Source organism: Ruegeria intermedia (genome assembly GCF_900129345.1).
In the GTDB taxonomy this organism is placed as follows: Bacteria; Pseudomonadota; Alphaproteobacteria; order Rhodobacterales; family Rhodobacteraceae; genus Ruegeria; species Ruegeria intermedia.
Genome location: NZ_FQVK01000014.1, coordinates 1 through 21,122, shown reverse-complemented (window position 1 = coordinate 21,122; position 21,122 = coordinate 1). Strand labels below are relative to the sequence as shown.

Genomic DNA, 21,122 nt, shown 5'->3' with positions numbered 1-21,122 from the left:
GATGGCAGCGATCAATCCCGAGGTCTATGCCCACGTGGCCGATTTCCTGCGCGGCGCCGTCCGCAACATATTCGACTCCAGATTTGACTGGACGCCCGATGCCGACTCCATCCTTGTCACGATGCGCGACGGAGGGATGACCGAAGAACAGGAGCAGCGGTTCCGCCCCTATTTCGACCTTTTCGTGGACCAGTGTCGGCGGGGGATCGCCAGCGGCTTTTCCCCACCGTCTGATGACGAAAGCTTTGAGGAGTATCCCCCGAGATTTGATCTGGAGCGGTTGCTGGCTGACCCTTTGCGCCCCGGAGAACAAGGAGACCTGTTCGGCCGGCCTGAAATGGACGGCCACGACCCGGATCGTGCACTGATCGACCAACTGATCGCCGATACCCAGCTCTATTCGAACAGCGGCGCGCTCAAGGAGCTTTTTGATTTCACGGCGCGGCTCAGATACATGGCGCCGTTCAACGCGATGCTGCTGCACGCCCAGAAGCCCGGGATCAGCCACGCGATGACCGTGCAGGACTGGTGGACCCGCTTTCGCCGCCGACCGAAAGAAGGCGCACGTCCTCTCGTCATCCTGCGCAACTTTGGCCCGGTGAACTTCGTCTATGACGTGCTGGATACGGAGGGAGATGACTTGCCGGAAGCCGCGTTCTCGTTTCCCACTGCGGGCAAGCTACCATCCAGGTTCCTGCGTGCCTGTGAGCAGGCGATGGCGGAAGAGGATCTGCGCCTGATCTGGCTCGACAAGGGCGACCGTTCCGCCGGGTTCGCACGGCGCATCACTGACCATGGCGATCCGAAAATGCTCCAGACCTTTGAGGTTGGCGTGAATCGCAATCACCCGGAACCCACTCAGGTCGTGACGCTTGTGCACGAGTTGGCTCATATCTTCCTGGGACACTGCGGCACGGACTTCGCAAGGCGGATCAAACCCTATCGCCCGGCGGACCTTGCGCTGCGTGAAATCGAGGCGGAAAGCGTCGCCTATGTTGTTGCGAAACGGTCAGGCCTTGCACCGCGCAGCGAGTCATACCTGGACACCTACAAGGGAGCCTTTGAAGCTCTTGACGTGCACAGGGTGCTGACCTGTGCCCATCGGATTGAAAAGCTGCTTGGCATGCCGTTCGAGGATGGAGGTTTGACCGGATGAAGCCAGAAAATCCGCCAAGTTTCATTGTGGCGACCGAATGCCAGAAGTCAGCTTGGGACAACGGGTGGCGGGTGGCGCTCGAAACAACAGATGGATGGATGCTGCATGCCAGCCACGACGCGCCCGGCCAGATAGGGCTGGCAGCGGCCAGTCCGCAGGGTCCGTGGTTTCTCGCAGTGGACCACGCCGGTGTCGCCAAAGAACTTGGAACAACGGTGGACTTGCCCGGCCCGGGCTTGGCACGGTTTGCCTATCCAACGGCCACGGAACTTTATAGGGCGGTCTCTCGGGCCTACGATTTGGCCAAGGCTTTACCGAATGACCCTTTGCAGAAATTCAAGCAACGGACGCGCTCGATGCCAACATCGACCGAAGCCGAGCGCTTGGTTGTTCAGCGTGTCGGACAAGATCTATTCAGGGACGCGCTGATGCGGTTCTGGAAGGGGCGCTGTCCTCTCACCGGGATCTCGGATCCCGCCCTGCTTCGAGCGAGTCACATGAAGCCATGGGCAGAGTGTGAAAACGATGCTGAACGGCTCGACGTCTACAACGGGCTTTTGTTGTCGGCTCTCTGGGACGCTGCCTTCGACCGCCACCTCGTGACCTTCGGCGAGGATGGTTGGCCGCAGTTCTCGCCCCGATTGACAGCCAAAGCGCGCGAGAGGCTGGAGCACGAACTGGACGCTCCGATCTCACTATCCGAGGGGCATATGAAGTATCTCGCAGTTCACCGCAAAACCTTCGCGCTTTCTGTTTCCTGATTTGCGTCAGAAGTTGAGCCCCTGCTCCACCGTTTAGACTGTGACGAAACAGCCAGCGCCAAAATGGTGCCACTGATTTTTTTCGTGGTGAAACCAATGGCTTCGAACCGGCACATGATTTGTCGGCGAAATGTCGGCTGCATGATATCGCTTTTTTTCGTTTTATTTCATTTAATTACGATAATTGTCGGCTGTCGACTGACGTTCCCACTTTTACCGGGAGCAACCAATCAAACCCGGCTCTCGGGTTTACTTTTCCGGATCGATTTCCCCAGCACGCAATCAGCAAGAAAGGCGTGCACATGGCACAGAAGACCACTCCCGCCCCGGCGCGGAAACGCAACAAGAAAGCGAAGGACGAGATCTTCGCAGACGTCCGCGTCAATGACGGTAAGAAGAGCCGTCCGCTAACCCCCCAGGAAAAGAGCGATCTCGCCGCAATGCTGGCTGTGAAAGAGCGACCCGAAGCACTGGACGTCACCCCGCTGATCCCGCGCGGTTCTTTCATTGAACGCCTACTGAAGCACTTCAGAGATACCGATACCAGCTATGCCTTGCCGTTGTTCAAATTGATCATGGTCGCGTCATCGTGGCTCACACAAAACGGCGCGGTGGTCGAAATCCCCGGTCTCGCGCCACGTCGCCCAATTCTTTGGACTATTGCCCTGGCAGCCTCTGGAAGCTCCAAGACCCTCGCGACCGATCGTGTTGCGGAAACGCTGGCAGGCGAGGGTGCAAAGGAGCCCGTGAGGATGTTTCCAACTGGCTGCACCGATGCGGAATGGATCGTCAGCCTGAAAAACAACAACGGGAGCTATTGGTTCCAGGACGAAGTCGGGCAGTTCTTTAACCAAATCCGCACCCAGTCGAACTACGCTCGGATCAAACCCTGGATGCTCGATGCATACTCGCAAAAGACCATCGCCAACCGCCTGAAAAGCGAAAAAGAGAAGATGGTCGTCGAAGATCCTCACTTCACCTTCTTCGGCCTGACTGTCCGAGAGACGTGGAAGATGAATGTGGATCTGGCGAGTATGCTTGATGGCCTGTGCCAGCGCTTCAACTACGTCGTGGCCGAGCCCCGGAAAGACACCGATATGTTCGAGCATCTCCTGTTTTTCAAAGGCGAGAAGAGCGCACGCGAGCAGGAAAAGCTGCGTGAAGTGTGGTTCGCGCTCTGCGCGCAAGCGAACGGCTGTGGCACTTACACGCTCTATGACGAAGTTCTGCCGTATCTCGAGGCCTGGTGGCGCGGGCTGCGCACAGCGTGGGGAATGAGCCAACTGCCGGGTTCTTTCATCCGGCGCATTGGATATTCGGTTTTCAGCTATCTCCCCGTGATCCATTTCCTGCTGGGTCGCTCGCGCCATCCGATCGACGTTGAAACCGCCGAAATTGCAACAAAATATGCGGAATTCCACATGGAAAGCGCCTTGGTCATGATCCGCGAATACGACAACCCTTGGAGTGGCCAGATCCGCACCGTTGTTGCGCACCGAGACCGCTTGATGGCGGCTGGCGCCACTTCGATCTCGGCACGGGATATCAGCCGGAAACTCAGCGCCAAGGCTCGGGCAGAACTGAACTCGGCGCGGATCCGCGAGATCTTGGAACTTCTGGAACAGGTCGAAATGCCAGCTGGGCTTGCAGGGGCCCAGAATCCGCAGGATGCAAGGGTCTCCGATCAGCTATTCGCCCGCCATTCGTCCCGGAAAGAACGTTTGAAGCAGCAGGAAAAGACGAGGAACCAAAAGCGGCTTGAGAGAGTGCTGAAGGCATATCGGAATCAGGCATCTCTTGGATTTGGTGACGGCAGCAATGAAGCCCACGAAAAAGCCGATGACACGTTCAATGTTATTGAACTTCCCCGCGTTCTCGAAAGTCGTTGAAAGGCTGACTCGGCTGCAATCGAGTTGCCGCGAATTGGGGAGCCGGTTTCATATTTACCGGCTTCCTTGACTCTACGGCTTTAACGAGCCCTATTTCCGAAACGCCCATTACCGGTCGAGCGCCCACATGGCGAAGTGTTTTACCACATCGGCAGCCTTTCAACACATAACACTGGCTCCATTACACCCGACGTTTTCGCTTGCCAAAGAGGCTCCCCCCTTCATTGCGAGAGGCTGTAAGTTTTTGAAGCGACAACCATCTCCGGAGCAGCGGCGAGTAAGGTTTTCCGAACTCGGTCAGTGTGACAGACTGGCGGTATCCCTTCAAAAGGTGGATGGAACTCGAGCGCATAGAGCCGCAGGAGCACAAGGCCGCAACGATGAGCGCGAGGTGACCCAGCCCTTTTCGTCCATTCGCCTCGCCAAACCAGCTTGGCAACCGTCTCGATTTCGTGTTGGCATCCCTCCTTCCAACAATTTCAGGGTCCAAAAGTTTTTCCGAAACTTGGCAAAAGACCCACCTCCTTGGCGAATACCCAAGGGACCAACCTATGCCCAATCTTACCGAGACTGCCGCGCTTACAAAGCTCATCTCCGTTCCGCAGTTGGCGGAATTCTTCGATTGTTCCGAGACAATGGCACGTCGCGTCATGCGGAGGATCGAAATTCCCAAACGTGGCGGGGGATATTCCAAACAACGGCTCTGGGCTGCACTTGGTTTTTCCGGATCATGTCCCGCAGAGTCTGACTCAACGTGGCAACCACTTCTGGATGTGCCGGCCGTAGCAAAAATCGCAAACTCGTCTGCGAGAACAATCGGCCGTATGTTCGACGGTCACCATGCCGACAAAACCTTCACAAACTTTCTCTGGCTGGGCCCAAGAAAGCGGCTGATCTTTCGTTTTGAACTTGAAGCGTGGCTGACCGGCCAAGCACCACGGTTTGAGCGTCCCGTGGAACGCATCCATCCAGGGCTGCGACCCGGTGTCTTCGTCGTTGTTGGATCGCGCAACAAACCTGACCGTGCAGGAAAGGTTGCTCCGCCCACTTCAGGCCTGTTCCTTTCGCCGGGAATGTCTTGTTAATTTTTTCAAATCGTTTTTCCAAATTGTCATTTGAACCCATCTCCTCCTTGCCGCGGAAAGGAGACGTGCTGCGGCACATGCGCCACTAAACTGATCAACAACCAAGTCGCCAATGACAATCCAAAACGAAATTGGCTCGATAACGGACAATGACACCTGCTGCGGACAAAATGACAAACACCACTGAACATTCGGCTCCGGTAAATACACGGCAGTCTGTCATTTTCTGCTTCGGTTTTTGCGATAACGGCCAATTTGTCATTTAGCGGACAAGAAAAGGGGCCAAAATGAGCTTTCAAAAACCAATAACCACAATGACCCTGCAGGACGTTCAGGATTGGGCCAAACGGAACGGCAACACCGACTATGCCAATGCTGTGGGGCGTTTTTCCAAAATGACCGACGGCACGCCGCTCAACCTGGTCCCTGCGGACCTGAGCGCAATCAAAAAAACCCTGAAGATCGACGGTTTTGATCCTGCCCGCAGCAAAAGCGAAAACGCCTACAAGGCCACGCGCCGCAAGATCATAGCAGCCGTGAAAGGCGCCACCGGCGAGCTGGCCGCAGCCCAAGAACGCCGGTGCCGCAAAGATGCGTGGGCGGACCTTCTCGAACGTCTGGAAGCATGTGCGCCTGAGCTTTGTTCCGAAAACGCCCGCCCGCCCCTCATTCTAATCCCCGTGCGCAAACTGGCCGATCTCGCCCGGCAGTATCGGGTCGAGCCGCGCGATGTCAGCCAGGAATGGCTGTTGGCGCACAGTTCGGTTCTCGAATCCAACGAATGGAAAACGCTGCAACGCGCGTTGAAAACGTTGAACCGGGCGCGGGCATTTGAAGAGATCGCAGTGCATCTGCCGCCCAACCCCTTCGCTACCCCGCCTCGGCGGCGGAACGAAAATCTCGGCATCATCCCTGCGCATCTGGCGGCGGAAATCATGACTTGGGTCGAGAACGCGACGCAATCCACTTACGATCCGGTTGAACAGGAATACGTGACCACGGCGTCCAAGTCAGACATCGACTTCAAACTGGCTGCCTTGCGCAAATTCGTCAGCACGCTGATCCGGTCCGGTGCTTTGCCAGCCGATACCACAACACCGCTTGCGGATCTCTTCACCTGCGCTGCGGCTGCCGCGGTCGTCCGCTATTGGTCGAAACACGAAGGCGAACCCGGCCACGTTACCGCGCGCACCGCACATGACTATATGAAAGCCAACTATGTGGTGATGGCCCGCAATGGTGTGGACCCCGAACCGATCAAGGCGCATCTAAAAGCCAATCGGTTCCTCGCGCGCGGCAAAACTGCAAGCAGCGAAATGTCCCCAAGCTCCCGCAAGTTCTGCGAAGCACTATTGTCGTCGACGCGCCAGACGATGACCTTCCTTTCGTTGCACGTGCAATTTCGCAACAAGACGGAACAGATGATCCGCGAGATCGAAGGCGCCGGGCGCCCATGGACAATGGGAGAATCCGAGACCATCCGCCAGCTCGGCACCGTTGCCGCCATCTGCGCGATAGAGACGCGTGGGGCACCGCTGCGGATTGACAGTGCTCTAAACCTCGTCTTCCGCGGACCGAAAGCAACGTTCCTATTACCGACTCCGCAGACCCGTCACGCAACGCTTCATCTTTCGCCAGAGCACACGAAAAACAACGTCGAAATCTGGGCCCCGATCGAGCCGGGAAACCTGAACGGTCTCGAAACAATTCTCTGGTATCTCGACCGGATCCGTCCCCTGTTCCCCGATCACGACACAAGCGAGTTTCTTTTTCCAAGCGTGAAGTCTGCTGGTTCGCTTCACTATCGAACCTTCCTCGGATGGTTCAAACGCCACACCCGGGCCGCCGGCCTGCCGATGACGCCACACAATTTCCGCCACGGCCTCGCGTCTCTGTTGCTGCAAAAGAACCCGGGCCGCTGGGACCTGCTGGAGCGGCTGCTCGATGACACGCCCGGCACCGTGCGGAGGAATTATGCATGGGTGAACACCCGAGCGCAGCGCGAAGAAGTGCAGAAATATATCTTGAATCTGTCGGAGATCCGCTCATGAACCCGCCGGATCGCCGCACCAAAGCAGAGATTCTGCAACATCCACGCTGGGATCCCTTGCTCGGGGATCCCAAGATCGACACCGCCACGGTCGACAACCTGCGCATCCTCGATGATTTCCTGCGATACATCGAAGAGCGGCAGATTGCCGACACATGCGCGCTCACGGCTGCAGATTTCCTGAACTATGACCACAAGAACACGTCTTCCTCGCGTCTGGCGCGGTTGAGGCGCGGCATGGAAGCGATATTCCCAGGACACCCCGCTGTCCTGCCGCTCCGGGAGGCAATCCGCCAAAAGGACCACGCTTATTTGTCGACAACGGCCATACCAAAGGCGAAGCCACGCAAACTGTCGAAGTCCGTGCCATATTCTGAGCTGCCCGGGGTGTGGCGGTCCGCATTTGACGACATGGAAGCAGGCTTCGATCGAAACGGCGAGATACCCCCGACCGCAGGCATGATGCCAACGCTCAAAATGAAAGCCCGGCAACTATTGCGTTCGGCAAGAGATGCCGGATTGCCCGACGAGTTGTCGGCCCGAACGGTCCGCGCCTACGCGCGGGATCTTCGTGAACGCCAGCTTGCTGCGGCAACGCTGCGGGCCTCTTTTTCGGCCTTACTCAAATTCGCGCGCTACATCGGTGCCGACGCACATACCGTTGAGCTATTGTCTGATCTTTCTCGGGTTTACGAGACAGAAGCCCAAAAGGCGCCCAAGCAGAAATTCAAGCATCTGCAGAACACAGGCTATTCGACGGTCGCTTTGATAAAAAAGGCAGAGCACCTTCTGAGCGACGCCAACACCCTGCCCTGCCCGCGCCGCCGCCATGCGCAACGCAATCGCGCGGCAGCCATCGCACTTTTTTCGGTCATGCCGGTGCGACTGGCAGATACGCGGTTGCGATTTGGCGAAACCCTGTTCTGGACAGACGGAAGCTATCTGATTGACACGAGACTGTCGAAAAACAGCTACACTTGGTCCGCCAAGATAGACCTGCGGCTGAACAAATTCATCGACGCCCTGATCCTACGCGACTGCGCTGCAGACTGGCTGGACCAGATGCGAAATGAATGCCTGTCGTCAAACCGGGCCCTGTTCATCACACATGACGAAAAACCCGTCGCCTACAACTACGTCTCGGACGCTTGGCGCCGAGAGGTCGGCACTGGCGAACACATTGCTCGCACGGTTCTCCACACCTTGCTTGGTGTCGAACTGGGTCAGGCAGGCACCGACAAAGCGATGGCAGCCTGCGGTCAGATCAGCCACGAGACCGCATCCGCCTATCAGGGCCGGGCGCTCGCGATGGCGCAGCGTATGAAGGGCCAGCAAGAGATTGCCGGAATTTCCGATCCGACAGATGAAAAGCTTTTTGCGTTCATATGAAAGCCAAATTGCCGGGGAATGACCAAGCGTTCCATGCGCATCCGAACGAGAAATGATGACTGACCGGAAGAGCTCCGGGTCCTCGTTGTGAGACCCGGAGCTCTTCCGGTGCAGCCATACAAGGAAACAAGCGGAGGAAAGGAGGAAACAATCCGCTCTTGAAGCCACCAGCATAACGCCGGGGCAAAAAAGGAGATGATCCATGTTCGATCTGTCTCATGACCCGCTTTTTGAACTGCGGGATTTCTTCAACCTCCACAACGAAGCAATCCAGAACGCGGCCTTGCTGCTCGGATCCAGACCGGCATTACGCCGCAACCAGGCGCTTCTCGACGACATCGCGGCAGCACCGAGGCTGAACAACCGCCTTCGCCGGGAACTCGCTGCGCTTCATGCGCTATTGACGTTGAAACATGCCCACGATCCGGATCGGATCGAGGCCGCGTGCTTTGCCGAGATCGACCCGGCATCGCCGATCGTCGAAGACCTGTGTCTGCTCACTGAAGCGTATCAGGACGTGCTCATCCGCACGGATGACAATTTCTTTCCCGATCATTTGGCCACCTGATCGCGCTTCAAGGTCCAACCCACCTGCCACATCCGCCAGCCCTGCTCTCCGAGGGCTGGCGTCTTGAGAGCCGCGCATCCAGCCGGCTCACCTCAAGGAGACAACTATGCATAGTGAAATCGAACGTGAATTGCATGATCTGATGCTGACAGCGGTCACACAAGGCCGCCATCTCGCTGAAGAATGGCTGACCTCCGGCGCGGTTCCAACAGGTTCAACGAAAAACCGCACTCTCGAAGTCCTGAAAGCGCTGAGCGAGAGGGAACGCCTGTTGGACATCGACGACGCAACCATCGAGTTGATGGGCATGCAAATCCGGCAGGTTTTGAACGAACACCGGGACGGCATCGGAGATCAGGCTATCGCCGGCGACGTCGACACGACATGGATCGAGGACACCAAAACCGTCGAATTAGTCAACCTCGCGTGGCGATGGAAGAAATTCCAGACCGCCAAGCAGTCACTGGATGACAGGATCGCAGCAATCCGGGCTGTGGAAAGTATGATTGCGAGCCTCGATTAAGGACGCTCAACAATTGCGCTTGTGGCGCGCAGTCAGATCGGCCCGAATGATACGAAAAAGCATAGGAAAGAAATTCGGGCCTCTTCATCACCTTTCTTCAAGTTGGAGCAAATACTTGACCCCTTTCGCGACGAAATCAGGTGTATCGACCTGGAATATCTGTGCAATCACTTGCAAAGCGGCCAGATCGATTTCCGCGTCTTGGCCTGAAATCAGCTTTTCAAGCCATGTTTCCGAGCACTTTGCTTCATGGGCCAAGCCCGCAAAAGAGATGCTCCGCACCTCTATCAATGCTCTGAGAAGGTCCGGGAATTCAATTTTGGGATCATTCATCAAGTCGTATGCCGACTTGGAGACATGCGTCTTCGGGTTGCGCTCTCGATTTGGGATGAAGCCGCGTCGTCTGGAAAGCCAGACTATAGCGTCGTCGGCCGAAAGCCGAGCGGTGCTGCCATCATCGCGCCGACTGTCACTTCCTCTGAGTTGCTCGAGTTTGAAACCTTCCTTGCTCAGAGATGTGCGCACAGCTGGGATTGTCATATTTGCCAGCAATGACAGCTGACGAATGGTCAGATCAAATCCCTCCTCGTGCCAGCTCCACCTTGCAAAATAGGTTTCAAGCACACGGCGCAGCGGAAAGTCGTTCCGCGGACAAAGGGGCGATGGCTCGCCGAGAAAATCCGTCTGCGGAAAGCCTTCCAGAAGACCCGCCGTTTCGTGCCAATCGTCCCCGCTTGCCTGTTCGAAACCGTCAAGTTGATAGGCGTAGAGATATGCGCGTTTTACTTGGTGGTATATTTGGTGGCGCTCAAGCGGAATGGCCGCGGCCTGCCCTTCGTCCATGTAGTCGGCTTGCCATGTGTCGGTATCAATGCCGAGATAGCTTTGGAAAACAGTCGGGTCACTTGGGCCGAACTGGCCAAGGATGGACGCTTGGGCGAGAATGGCCAGGCGGATCTGTTCTTCGATCTCTTCCCAGGTATAAGGCACGGTGTTGCCGCTCATGCAGCGGCTCCTTTCAGGCTGGCAATCTGCTTCTTCAATTGCACAGATGCGGCAAGCAATGAAACAGGATTGGTTTTTGCTGATGCGTCTTCTGGTTTCTTTCTCCCAAGAAAGACGGCCACGCGTTCCGCGTTTGCCCCGCTGGGGTGCGGGAGACCGGCCAAGATACGACTTTCGCTGATCAGCCCCTTGTCAGAAAGATGGCGGATGGCCATTTCCGCCTTCGGTCCGAGCGGCAACCATATCGCATTGGGCAGCAATGCGGCCTCTTCCGCCAGATGCGTCTCGATCATGGACCGCAGAATTGGTGTTTTCAGCATGTTAGGCGCTCCGTTGTAGTTTTTTCCGGATACGAACACCGGATAACGCAACGCCGATGTGAAATGGACATCAGTAGAGCCTGGACGGAACATTTCCGAGGTGCTTTGCAGCCCAAAGTGCGTGGCGACACCAATTGCATCGAGCATCGACACCAAGTTGTTTCTGATTGCTCCACCACTGAAACTGGCGGTCAGTTTGGCGTCCGCAAGGCTCGCCTGAAGTGTCTTGCCGGCACACCTCGCCCGGACCGCAGCATTTATTGCGTTCACGGCCTGCGTCATTCCGGGCGTGATGCCGACGACGACAAGACATGCCTTCCTTTCGACGTGATCGAACGGCGCATAAACGACGTCGATATTCCCGTCCCGAGCAAGGCTCAGTTCACTGCGATCCAAGAGTTGGTCGGCCTTGGTCTCACTGAGTTGGTGGAAATATTCCGAAGCGATGGAAAGTTCTTGGGCCAAGATCGGGTCTCCTTTGAGATTGATTAACGACGGAAGTGGCGCAGTCGACGCGCGACCGTGATCACACGATCTTCGCCAGACACCACGAGATATGCGCCGCGGTATCGTGACAGTTCGTTTCTGCGACGCGGACATCCGTCTGCGGCCAGGGAAATGGACTCATCGTCAAGCGTCAAACTGACGGCTCCTTTTGAATGTGCGCTCGATCCATAGGCATGAATGACCGACATTATGTGCGCCGGAATGTTGCGCTGTATTGAGCGTTGGTATGCATGAGGTGTGGTTCTCATGGCGAATCTCCATTGATGATGTCGATATATCACTCACATTATTCACATTCGTCAAGGTAAAATAATATTGATGACTTATCATAGTTATCTTTTGTGAGGTGACCCAAAAAGACTAAGGCTGGGATATTGCGCTATCCAGGCGCGTAGAAACGCGGCCTACTTTCCGGCGAACGGCGTGCTTCCTCGCCTCAAGTTCCCGGGCAGGAACCTTGAGGCGCAACCTGAATTATGGATCTTGAACGATTGGGAATAACTGGATGCATGGACCAAATGACTGATGGACGGCACCTGGAGTTTTACCCTGCCGCCCCATTGAATTTCCGTATAGTCCACTTTGCCAAAGGGACCGCAGTCATATCTGGCCAGCTACTCCCGCATTCCACGACTAAGAGGCAGGATCGACCCAGAACTGCGGGGGCACAGGCAATCGATGATGCCGGCACGCGGTCAGAACCAGAGGGTAGAGCCCGCGTTGAACGGCCTCCCATTCAAGGATCCGGCCATGCATGGAGCAGATGTTGGCAATTTCGGACGACATCGATGCATTGGAGCCATCCCCACTCTGAAGCCCCAAGGCTATTCCAAGGCAGATGCTCTGCCCCGCCTTCCAAAACGAATCCGCAGTCTTTTCGTGCGGCACCCAAGTCTGGAAGGTGGAATGCGCCAACGTGTCCTGAATGTCTCTTTCAAACTGTGCCTGGGCACCTGATTTCCCAAGTCGGTCAAGCGCGACCAGGACGAATGGCACAAGGACGCTTCCGATGGTCGAACGACGGAAATAGGCGTCGCTGCGATCAATGGGATGCCGTGCAAGGTGCTGATACTCGCGAAAACACGTCACCCAATGAGATCGGCGTCGATACCCATAGGCAATTCGGTTGGCGACTTCTTCCAGATATCCAGACACGTTTTCCAAGCGACCGCAGGATTGGGCAAGGCTCGTCAGCATCGCGATCTCGATCTGATGATCATCCCGCATGGGGGCGACAAGTGTCGGGTTGTTATTGATGGTCTGAATGGCAAGATCCAGCAACTCATCGCGCTTGGCCAAATGCACCTGCGCTTCCCCGCCCTCAGCACGACATGCGATCGCGTGGTGCCAGTGGCCCAAAAGAACCAAACGTCCCAAGAGGTCAAACAGGGACAGGTTTACATCCATTGGCGAGCGTGACTGCACGGCGGCCGAGAGGGCAAATCTTTTGCCAGCATGTGGACCGATCTTGTCGACAAGAAATGCCTGCCCAACCGACAGATAAAGTGACACGACATTCTGGAAGATCTCCCACCGTTCCGCATATCGTTTACGCTTTCGCTCGGGGCATTGCCGCACCGCATCCCAGACGTGCAGCATGGCAAGCTCGCAGGCGCGGTAAGGGGCGTCGAGATTCTCCGCATCAAAACCGCTGGTGACAAGGATCCAGAGGCAGATCATCATCTGACGCAGCCGGGTTGTTCCGGCTTGGTCTGGTTGAAGCCCATCCGAAAGATCATCCAGTAACGCCCGAAAATTCTGGTAGGATTCATCAGGTTCGCTAACCAATGCGATGGCTTTTTGGAAATTTGCCCGTTGCGTAGGAGGCAAGAGCTGATGGGTCAGGACACCGGACAGGATCAGGTTGGCAATCCGATCGCCGTTCCATTCTCTGAAACTCAAACCGTCGCGGGTGTTGTTGTTCACGAAGCCACGCCAGGCAGCGCGGATACCTTCCTCAATTTCGCCGCCCATACACACGCATACGGTAATGGGAAGCCCTCGGAACTGCTCGGGAATGCGGTTGGGAATATAGTCGTCAATCACCTCGCCCAGCGATGGACGAACAGCTTGCAAAGAACCGTCCCAGTCCGCCCTGCCCACATTCCCCGACTTGATGACAAACAGCAGTAACGACTTTTTGTTCTCGGTATCGGGGTCAGGTCCGACAGCGGCAACATCCACACCCGCTTGTCGTCCGCCTATGCGCGGACGATGGATAACCTCATATCCAAGCTCGCTCAGAAGCTGCGGCAGAAGCACATCCAGCCCGTCGCGCTCTTTCATGCTTTCCAAATGCTGGCGGAGGAGCAGTTTCATGGCGCGACCTTCCGTTCATATCGCATCTGTTCGATCATCATCTCGGTGCCGATGGGATCGAAAATGGTGCCCAAGGGGATTTCGGTTCTGACCGAAAACTCGGCCATCTGAATTTCCTTGGTGTGCATCTTGCCTTCGCCGTCGTGGATGCTGAACGCCGACCGGTCCCCATAAAGCAGCGTCTGGGTGGTCACCAGGCTTGCCAATACCGATCGCCCCTGTGCCTCTTCCTGAATGCGGTGGTTTTCCTCGGCTTCGCGAAAGGCGACCAGCGCGCGGCACGATGTTGACGGCTCAAGTTCTACAACATCTCCGGCGGCGTTCATCCCGTCCCGGATCTCCTGTGCCACTTTCAACGCGTCTGCGATCAGATCATTGCCCAGTGCGTCATGTTCAAGCTGCGTTTCCAGCCACTCGCGAAGGGCACCACCGTAGTTGATCAAAAGCGGGTTCAGCAAAAGCTCTGCGACCTGTTCCGAAACAGCGCTGCCTCTCCGCAAAGCGGCAACACACCAGGCCGCTGCCGTCATCGGAGCCAGAATGAAAAATCCGACCGCCTTGCGGCAGACAAAAAGCTGATCGCGAGGTTCGTCGGGCAACACTTCAGGTGTGACATCGAACCAGGGTGTCGTGCGATTGATTTCCGAAATATACCCAGCAATAGCGGCGCAGACCGACGGATTCCCCTCATACAACCAGCTTGTCACCAACCTCACTGCCAGCGCATGCTGTTCTGGCTTGTCGGCGTTGAGAATTCGCTCAAGTGCCCCTTTTCCAACTTTACCCTCAGACCGAGACAGAAGGTCAGACAACACATCCTGCACCTTGCCCGGGACAACCGGCCACATCATACCCAGCGTGAAATCCAGTTGCTGAACGGTGCCCGCGTTATCGGGGTCGATATTGCGAATGACCTGAAGGCACAGGTCGATCTCACTCTCGCTCATTGTTGTGCCATGCTGGTGCAAAGCGGTCGTCAGGATGTGTATCACGACCGGATCGGTCGAACCTTGAAGTTGCTTCAAGGCCTCGATCAATGGGCTGCGGTCCAGGTTATGCTTTGCGGCGATGTCCAGCATGGCCTTTGCCATCCCTGCCCTTTCCTTGTCTGTCTGGTCTTTCAGTTGCGCCGTGATCGCTGTGAGCGCCCGGGCCGCATCACCGGCTGACAGATCCATCCGGGACAACGCCAGCACGCCTGCTATCTGCTCGTCGCACCTGGCTTCCACCGATTGCAGGGCCTCGGAAACATCGCCCTTGGCTTCCAGCGCGAACACGAGATGCTGCAACGCGAGTTCATCGCCGCCCCTGGCCATTGCAATCACTTCATCGGAGCGCGATTTTTCCGCCGCACACCATTTGCGAAAAGCTGCATTCGGTTGGTTTGCCGCCAAATCTTCACCTCCCTTTTCGACAAGCGCGGACACCAATGTCATAAGATCACCCGGCGCAGCATCGAGATACGGGATGATGTCGCAGATCACGGGCAGACGCTGAAAGAACTCCGAATTGCTGAGCTTGGACAATGATTGGGCGTCTTCCTCGGAAAACAGGTGCTCGCGCGCGGCGGCGCCGTGCGCGAAGGCCGTCAGGACGTTTACGCCAATTTGTCGCTTGCTCCAAAGCAGCTCGGCACCCTGCAAGATGCCCTGTTCACGAGCCCATTTTTCGACCTCTGCAGGTCGCAGTTTGTTGTCAGCATCCACTCGATCAATCTCCCTCTTCGCTATGCGCATCAGTCACCCCGAATTCCCCTGCGACTGGGCCCATGCAAACAAATCATCCGTATCGTCGGCACGTCGGCGGCTGAGCCCTTCACCCACGTGCAGGCAGGGATGTTTGATCCGGCCCAGCCCCTTGCCGCCCTCGAAATGCACCCGGCCGCCATTGGGCATCGGCACGCTGACAATCGCCGCACCACACCTTGGGCACCTGCTGCGAAAACTCTTCTTGCGATCTGCCTCGGGATGGCGCGGCACCCAGGTTTCGCGCACGTGGGTTTCTCTGCCGCCCGGCAAACGGCGTCTGTGCGCCCGGCGTCTGAACCAATCCTCGGCCATCATGCCTGCCCTCTGACTTCCAGTTCACTGCCCGCCAGCCCTTTGCGCACGTAAAACCCGTTTGGCACCGCTTCCTGCACCTGGGGCACGTGGCTGATGAGGCCCACGGCGCGGTTCTGGCTGACATGCGCGGTCAGGACCTGCAGAACCTGTTCCAGCGTCCCGCTGCCATCAGCGGCATCAAGGCTGCCGAAACCTTCGTCGATGAACACCGTATCCAGCCGCACCTTGCCGCTGGCGCTTTCCACGACATCCGCCAGCCCAAGGGCGAGCGACAGCGCCGCGATGAAGCTTTCCCCGCCCGATAGCGTGTTGGTGTCCCGGGTCCGGCCGGTATGCGTGTCCAGCACCACGATGCCCAACCCCTGCGCCCCGCGCCCGCCGCCTTCGGGGTCGCGTTCAAGCTGATAACGGGCCGAGGTCATCGGCCCCAGCCGCAGATTGGCCGCCTCGAGCACTTGGTCGAACATCGCCCAGATGGCGAAGATCTCAAGCGTCACTTTGCGCGGGTTCTGACCATTGACCAGCGCCGCAAGATTGCGCAGTGGGCCGGACGCCTGTTCGGCATCGTCCAGCTTGCGCAAGGTGTCTTCAAGGCCATCGCGCAGTTTGGTCAGGTGCTGATGACGCGCCTCCGCCTCGATGCGGGTTTCGGTCGCTTTTTTCGTCCTTCTTTCGGTATCCGCCAATGCGGTCTTCAGCGCGTCAATATCCGGCAGTTCAAGGCCGGCAACCGCCGCTTCTGACCGCTCCAGCGCATCCTCGGCGCTTTTGACGTTCTGCGCGTGGAGGGTGACCGTTTCGCGATCCACCTCAAGTGTTTCAATGGCAGGGGTCAGGTCGTGGTATTGCTCAATTGTCAAACCAACGGCCTTGAGCCGATCAGAAAACTGGCCTTCCGCGCCTTTAAGGCGGTTTTGACATTTTTCTATGGCTGTTTTGGCAGCTTCAAGCTTTGTCTGTGCCCCAATCACCGCTTTTTCTGCATCCTGCGCGGCTTTCTCCGCCTTGGCGCGGGCCTTTTCAAACAAACGCAGCGCGTCTGCCGCCTTGTCCCGCTCGATCGCAAGAACGGCTTCGTCGCGCAACGCTTCGGGCACGTCTTTCAGCCTGGCAGCCAAAGACGTCTGGACCCTGGCATTTTCTTCTCGGCATTTGTCCCACGCGCTGCGATATGTCTCACAGTCCTGCGCCAGCTCGTCCCGGTCCGCTTCCAGCTTGGATAGCGCGGCCTCAGCGGCTTCGATATCCATAACAGGTCCAAGCGCGTCCTGTTGCTCTTTGATCTCGGCAATCTCCTGCGACAGCGCCGCCGCGGTCCGGCCCGGAGCCTCCAGCCCCGACAACCGATTGCGACGGTCGCGCAGCGTCGCCTCCATCCCCGCCAGCTTCTGTTTGGTGTCCTGAAGCGCCCGATCCGCCTGTTCCCATTCCGATTTTGCATCCCGAAAGGCCCTGTCGCGCCCCGCGTCCTCGACCCCGCCCTGTGCCGGTGCGGGATGGTCGCACGACCCGCAGACCGGGCATGGTTTGCCCGGCTTCAGCTTGGCCGCCAGATGAAGGGCCTGGGCAGAAGCAAGGCGTTGCTCGGCCAGACCGAACTTGTCTTTGGCATCTTCTGCCGCTCCTGCGGCGGCATCCACCTCGGCCTGTTGCGTTTCCACCCAGCCCTGCGCCTCGGCCACTGCGGTCTGCGCCCGCTCGAACTCCACAGCCAATCTGTGTTCGGCAGTCAGGTCGGCAGTGGACACGGCAAACTCCTGGCGCTGTTTTTCCCGCCCTCGCGCGTTAGCCAACACCTGTTTGTCGCTGAAAATCGTCCGATCCATGCCGTTGAGCTGGGTCTTGGCGTCGTCATACGCCTTCTTGGCCTCTTTCTCGGCCTTTTCCGCATCGGCAAGCGCCTCCCGGTCACCTTCCGCTTCGGCCAAGAGGCTGGCGAAACGGCCCAGCTCATCCAACCGGCGCCGCAGGTCTTCCCCTTCCTCTGCCCGGCCCTGTTCTATTTCAAGAGTCTCCCGGGCCGTCTGTGCGGCGCGGGTTGCGGATTTTACTTCCTCTTCCGCTTTGCTGCGGGTGTCGATCGCTTCACCAAGTTCTGTATTCGCGGTGTCCACCTGCCGCGCGACATCGCGCAGGGACAGGGCGCGTTCGGCCTGTTTGACCTGTTCGGCCAGTTTCGCCATGCGGTCGCTCTCTGCCTGCAATCCGTCAAGAAGTTGCCTGGCTTCGCCCAAGGCGCGAAACTTCTCGGCGACTTTCTCGGCTTCGGCAAGCGCCTCACGGGCAGCGCCCTGGATCTTTTGCGCCGTGGTTTCCTCATCCGCGCACTCGGTCGCGACTGCCTCAGCATCAGCAATGCCGTCCGCCAGAGCCTCGGCGCTTTCAAACCCCTCCGCGGCCAGTTGTCGTGCGCAGAGGTCACGCTCGGTCTTGATCCGGTTTTCCTCGGCACTCGCCTCGGCCTTCAGATCATCAGCAATAGCGGCATAGGCTGAGACATCGAACAAATCACGCAGAATTTCGGCGCGTTCCCGCGTCTTGGCCGACAGGAATGCCTCGAACCGACCCTGTGGTAACAGGACGATCTGGCGGAACTGGGTGGCACCATAGCCAAGCAGCCCCTCGATCGCCTCGTCCACCTCCCGCACTTTTCTTTCCGCAATGACCTTGCCGCGATTGTCGGCGTCGATCTGGTCCGGCGCGATCCCGGTCACATCGAACAGCCATACCTCATGGGCGCTACTGGTCATGCCTTCGCCCCGCGTCTTGGGCCGGTCCTGTGCGGGCTGGCGGATCGCCAGATAGCGCCGGTCACCAATCTCAAAAATGAATTCGACCCGCGTAACAACGCCCGGGTCGGCGTGATCGGAGCGCAGCGAACTCGTGTCCTGCTCTTCCCGCGCGGCCTCACCAAACAGGGCAAATGTCATGGCGCTGAAGATCGTGGATTTGCCCGACCCGGTCTGCCCGTAGATCCCGAACAGCCCGGCTTCCAGGGCATCGCGAAAGTCGATCTCGACCCGGTTGGGATAGGGGCCGAAGGCCTGAAGGGTCAGTTTCACCGGCTTCATTGGCGCGCCTCCTCTTTGGCGATCCGGCGCAGCGCATCGGCAAGGATCTCGACCTCGGGCGGCGACACCCCCTCTCCGCGCACTTCGGACAGGAAATTGTTGACCACCTCCACCGGATCGGCCACTGCCGATGGCCGAGCTGCCAGCGCCTTGGTTTCAGTCGCGCGGTCGCGCCGCTCATAGGTCAGCTTGCAGGCATTGGGAAACACCTCGCGCAGGCGCTTCATCCCGTCGATCACCAGAGCTTCGTCGGTCAGAACGACCTTGATGAAATCCTCGGACGGGGGGTTTTGCAAGAGCTCGGTGAATTTGCCGCGTAGGATTCGCACGTCGCGGATCGGTCGGAACGGCAGGGTTTCGATCGACACCTTTCCGGCGCCGTCGAGATCGACCAGCGTCATGGATTTCTGCCCGCCCGCCTCATCGAACCCATAGGCCAGCGGGGCCCCGCTATAGCGGATATGGGGCGCACCGACCTGTTGCGGGCGGTGCAGATGACCCAGGGCGACGTAATGCGCCCCGGAAAACACCTCGGACGGCACGGTTTCGATCCCGCCGACACGGGTCAGTGGCCGCTCGGTATCGCCCACCTCGCCCCCGGCGACGAAGGCATGGGCCAGCACCACCCAGCGCGCGCCCTCGGGCACCGTTTCGCGAGCCGCAACTGCCTGGGCGGCCAGCACGTCATGCGGGGTGGTGATGTTGGTATCGCCGAAACACTCCTGCGCGGCGTGCTCATAGGCAAAGGGCAGCGCCGAAAATGCAACCGGGCCTGCCTCGTCCAAGAGGATCAACGGCTCCTCATCTGCCCGCACCGCGCCGCGCACCAAAACCCGGGCACGATCCGGAAGAATCGCCATCGATTCGATGCGGTCGGCGGAATCGTGATTGCCGGCAATCATCACAATCGCCGCGTCCGTCTCTTGCACAATCCGGCTCAGAAAGCTGTTGAACATCCTCACGGCACTGGCCGGCGGCACCGCACGGTCAAAAATATCCCCTGCAATTACAAGCACATCTGTCTTGTGCTCCCGCACCGCCGCGCGGATCTGATCCAGAATCGCAGCCTGGTCCGCTTCCAAAGAAATCCCTTCGAACATTCGGCCCAGATGCAGGTCCGCTGTGTGAAGAATACGCATTTTTCTACTCATACAGTTTCTATACGTATTTTTTCTATATGGACAATTGATCCAGCGTCAAGTTATCTGTCGCGAATGACGCTTGATCACCTCAAACACGCGCAACGGGCCCGGCTGGTCTTTCTCGATCACTGCCTGACGTGGCGCGGCGTGGCGAACCGGCGCGACCTTGAAGAACGGTTCGGGATTTCGACGGCGCAGGCGGCGGTGGATTTCCGGGTCTATCTCGACCTGACGGCGACGCCGCCGGTGTATGATCCGACGCGCAAGACCTATGTCGCCACACCCGACCACGCGCCACTTGCCCCGGCCGACGCACTGCAGGCCTTTGACCTGCTCAGTGACGATGTTGGCACCGCCAGCCTGCCGCGACCGACCCGACAGGCGGATCCCGCCATCATCGCGCGGCTTTACCAAACCATGCGCGCGCAAAAGGCGCTGCGCCTGTGCTATACCTCGATCACGTCCGGTGAAAGCCCGGATCAGTGGATTGCGCCGGTGCGCTTCACCTCTGATGGCGAGGCCGTGCATCTGCGCGCCTACAGTTACAAACACCAGACATACCGCAACTATCTGCCCATCCGCATCGCGCCCGACAGCCCATTTGAGCAGCGCGAGATTGCCCCCCCTTTGCCCCGTGACACCGACTGGCACACCAAAGCGCTCATCAAGCTGCGCCCCGCAAGCCACCTGACCGACGCACAGGCCCAAGTGGTGCGGCGCGAATTCGGGTTCCGGGGAACCTACCTGCTGGTTGAGACCCGCAAGGCGCTCGAATTCTTCCTGGATCACCGGTGGGGGCTGGATCGACCGGATGCGCGGTTAGAACGGGCGGGCACCGAGTATGTTTCGATCCCCCAGACAGACACAGATTGAGGCCGATACGCCCAAACGCCGCCGCTCACCCCCCCTGCCCTGCCCAACCATGGAAGGATGTGCTTGATGACCGCCAAGAAGCAAGAACTATATGAGGGTTTGCTCAGCCGCCAAACGTTAGCGGCGGAAGGTGATAATCACTACGAGTCTTGTTGGTTTGCATACGCAATTCTCGAGAACAGGACGCATAGTAAGAGGTGGTCCGAGAAATCTGAACAGATGAGTTAGGTGGATTTTCCGCTCCTGATCCGGCAGCGTGCCGGGACGAAGGAGTGAATATGGCAAGACGACCGAGACGGAACCACAGCCCTGCATTCAAGGCGAAAGTGGCATTGGCAGCTTTGAAGGGCGACAAAACGATGAGCGAATTGGCGTCGCAGTTTGACGTTCATCCGAACCAG

Annotated in this window: 17 protein-coding genes; 10 read left to right on the top strand and 7 right to left on the bottom strand. The window is 58.0% G+C overall.

Features of this window, described 5'->3' with window-relative positions:
- Window position 1 precedes the first annotated feature (1 nt).
- From F3H26_RS11220 to F3H26_RS11185, 8 genes are all read left to right on the top strand, one after another.
- On the top strand, window positions 2-1,156 hold the full coding sequence (locus tag F3H26_RS11220; protein WP_149776148.1) for an ImmA/IrrE family metallo-endopeptidase: 1,155 nt from the start codon (window positions 2-4) through the stop codon (window positions 1,154-1,156).
- Window positions 1,153-1,917: an HNH endonuclease gene (locus F3H26_RS11215; protein ID WP_149776147.1), complete on the top strand. Its 765-nt coding sequence runs from the start codon at window positions 1,153-1,155 to the stop codon at window positions 1,915-1,917. Before F3H26_RS11220 ends, F3H26_RS11215 begins: the two co-directional genes overlap by 4 nt.
- A gap of 302 nt (window positions 1,918-2,219) precedes the next feature.
- Entirely contained in the window at window positions 2,220-3,806 is a 1,587-nt protein-coding gene (locus F3H26_RS11210) for a DUF3987 domain-containing protein (protein WP_149776146.1), read from the top strand.
- 551 nt (window positions 3,807-4,357) lie between these two features.
- Entirely contained in the window at window positions 4,358-4,891 is a 534-nt protein-coding gene (locus tag F3H26_RS11205; protein ID WP_149776145.1) for a hypothetical protein, read from the top strand.
- 314 nt (window positions 4,892-5,205) lie between these two features.
- Window positions 5,206-6,942, top strand: a complete 1,737-nt coding sequence (locus F3H26_RS11200; protein WP_188127749.1) for a site-specific integrase — start codon at window positions 5,206-5,208, stop codon at window positions 6,940-6,942.
- Entirely contained in the window at window positions 6,939-8,330 is a 1,392-nt protein-coding gene (locus tag F3H26_RS11195) for a hypothetical protein (RefSeq protein WP_149776143.1), read from the top strand. Before F3H26_RS11200 ends, F3H26_RS11195 begins: the two co-directional genes overlap by 4 nt.
- Before the next feature lie 202 nt (window positions 8,331-8,532).
- Window positions 8,533-8,898, top strand: a complete 366-nt coding sequence (locus tag F3H26_RS11190; RefSeq protein ID WP_149776142.1) for a hypothetical protein — start codon at window positions 8,533-8,535, stop codon at window positions 8,896-8,898.
- 106 nt (window positions 8,899-9,004) lie between these two features.
- A complete protein-coding gene (locus tag F3H26_RS11185) occupies window positions 9,005-9,421 on the top strand; it encodes a hypothetical protein (protein ID WP_149776141.1) in 417 nt (138 codons plus the stop codon).
- Window positions 9,422-9,508: 87 nt separating this feature from the next.
- Here the strand turns inward: F3H26_RS11185 and F3H26_RS11180 are convergent, their stop codons facing one another.
- From F3H26_RS11180 to F3H26_RS11150, 7 genes are all read right to left on the bottom strand, one after another.
- The gene (locus tag F3H26_RS11180) at window positions 9,509-10,426 is read right to left on the bottom strand and encodes a hypothetical protein (RefSeq protein WP_149776140.1); all 918 of its coding nucleotides are present in this window, start codon (window positions 10,424-10,426) and stop codon (window positions 9,509-9,511) included.
- A complete protein-coding gene (locus F3H26_RS11175) occupies window positions 10,423-11,211 on the bottom strand; it encodes a hypothetical protein (RefSeq protein WP_149776139.1) in 789 nt (262 codons plus the stop codon). The genes F3H26_RS11180 and F3H26_RS11175 overlap by 4 nt, the downstream gene beginning before the upstream one ends.
- Before the next feature lie 675 nt (window positions 11,212-11,886).
- Complete coding sequence (locus F3H26_RS11170; RefSeq protein ID WP_149776138.1) at window positions 11,887-13,572, bottom strand: hypothetical protein; 1,686 nt, start codon at window positions 13,570-13,572, stop codon at window positions 11,887-11,889.
- Entirely contained in the window at window positions 13,569-15,278 is a 1,710-nt protein-coding gene (locus tag F3H26_RS11165; RefSeq protein WP_149776137.1) for a hypothetical protein, read from the bottom strand. Before F3H26_RS11165 ends, F3H26_RS11170 begins: the two co-directional genes overlap by 4 nt.
- 33 nt (window positions 15,279-15,311) lie before the next feature.
- Window positions 15,312-15,635, bottom strand: coding sequence for a hypothetical protein (locus F3H26_RS11160; protein WP_149776136.1), 324 nt, complete (start codon window positions 15,633-15,635; stop codon window positions 15,312-15,314).
- The gene (locus F3H26_RS11155; protein ID WP_149776135.1) at window positions 15,632-18,706 is read right to left on the bottom strand and encodes an AAA family ATPase; all 3,075 of its coding nucleotides are present in this window, start codon (window positions 18,704-18,706) and stop codon (window positions 15,632-15,634) included. The genes F3H26_RS11160 and F3H26_RS11155 overlap by 4 nt, the downstream gene beginning before the upstream one ends.
- A complete protein-coding gene (locus tag F3H26_RS11150; RefSeq protein ID WP_262504555.1) occupies window positions 18,703-19,806 on the bottom strand; it encodes an exonuclease SbcCD subunit D in 1,104 nt (367 codons plus the stop codon). The genes F3H26_RS11155 and F3H26_RS11150 overlap by 4 nt, the downstream gene beginning before the upstream one ends.
- A 24-nt stretch (window positions 19,807-19,830) precedes the next feature.
- On the opposite strand from F3H26_RS11150, the gene F3H26_RS11145 reads away from it, so the two are divergent.
- Both F3H26_RS11145 and F3H26_RS11140 read left to right on the top strand, forming a co-directional pair.
- Window positions 19,831-20,721: a hypothetical protein gene (locus tag F3H26_RS11145; RefSeq protein WP_149776133.1), complete on the top strand. Its 891-nt coding sequence runs from the start codon at window positions 19,831-19,833 to the stop codon at window positions 20,719-20,721.
- Window positions 20,722-20,999: 278 nt separating this feature from the next.
- Window positions 21,000-21,122, top strand: a 123-nt coding sequence (locus F3H26_RS11140; RefSeq protein ID WP_149776132.1) for a transposase, incomplete at its 3' end; no start/stop codon positions are given.